The organism is Devosia psychrophila (assembly GCF_000971275.1).
Lineage (GTDB): Bacteria > Pseudomonadota > Alphaproteobacteria > Rhizobiales > Devosiaceae > Devosia > Devosia psychrophila.
Genome location: NZ_LAPV01000200.1, coordinates 1 through 997, shown reverse-complemented (window position 1 = coordinate 997; position 997 = coordinate 1). Strand labels below are relative to the sequence as shown.

1 protein-coding gene and 2 pseudogenes are annotated in these 997 nt (G+C 60.4%); 1 reads left to right on the top strand and 2 read right to left on the bottom strand.

Annotated elements, in window-relative coordinates; translation table 11 throughout:
- Positions 1 to 122 precede the first annotated feature (122 nt).
- Both WH91_RS23850 and WH91_RS25855 read right to left on the bottom strand, forming a co-directional pair.
- Positions 123 to 541 (bottom strand): annotated as a pseudogene (locus tag WH91_RS23850) (transposase); the annotation flags it as partial.
- Positions 542 to 713: 172 nt separating this feature from the next.
- Positions 714 to 845, bottom strand: a complete 132-nt coding sequence (locus WH91_RS25855) for a hypothetical protein (protein ID WP_280140274.1) — start codon at positions 843 to 845, stop codon at positions 714 to 716.
- 26 nt (positions 846 to 871) lie between these two features.
- Between WH91_RS25855 and WH91_RS23845 the strand changes: the two are divergent.
- Positions 872 to 997: pseudogene (locus tag WH91_RS23845) on the top strand (UbiD family decarboxylase domain-containing protein); the annotation flags it as partial.

The window sequence follows — 997 nt, the reverse complement described above, 5'->3', positions numbered from 1 at the left end:
GGCCGTTCGTTTGACCGCGTAGGCCGCGTCGTCGATCGCGGCCAGGATCTTGCGCGCGTCGACCAGCAGGCGATGCCCGGCCGGTGTGAGGCTGACCGTTCTACGGGTGCGCTCGAACAACACCGCATCCGCTCACGCAGCACCGCATCATCGACCCTGATGGTCTGGTAGCGCATCGTCATCCTGCAGCATCCCAGCACCTGGCACGCCCGCCGCTCGCTCATTCCAAACACCGTCTGGAGATGGGCGACAGCATCCCGCTCAACGGCGGGCGTTACCATTTTTTTCCGAGCAGGTCTTTCAACGCCGAGTTGTCCAGCATCGCATCGGCCAGCAGCCGCTTGAGCTTGGCATTCTCATCCTCGAGCGCCCTAAGCTTGCGAGCCTCGCTAACGTCCATGCCGCCATACTTGGCTTTCCATTTGTACACGCTGGCGTTGCTCACACCATGCTTCTGGCACAGGTCGGCGACTGGAACCCCCGCCTCGTGCTCTTTCAAAATACCGATGATCTGATCTTCGGTAAACCTGCTGCGCTTCATCTCTGGTCCTTCCTGGGGCCAGAGCCTACTTCAAACTGGATTAGAGGCCGGGGGCAATGTCACCAGCGGCCTCGATGGTTCATTCCCAGGAGGCCCAGGGTAAGGATCGCAGGGAGGCAGCTGAAAAGCTCCTGGATTTCGCGGTCCAGAGTTATTTGTCTAGTCTGTCCCGTTAGTCGATCTCCTCGTTGAGGACGACGAACAATTGCTCGACGTTTCCATCGGTCGGCGAAGGGCGCGTCAGAATGAAGGTGGCGACAGCAAGCAGAAGAGCGGCCAACAAGGCGGCAGGAATCTGGTCCATCCTCGTAAGGCCAAGCGTGATGGCATATCCAGTGGTGCTGGCCCGGCGAACCCGCGCCGCTCATTACCTGGCCGCTGGTGATCACCTGCGCGCCCGATGATCCTGACGACATCAATGTGGGCATCTACCGGATGCAGGTCCTGGGGCCGAAC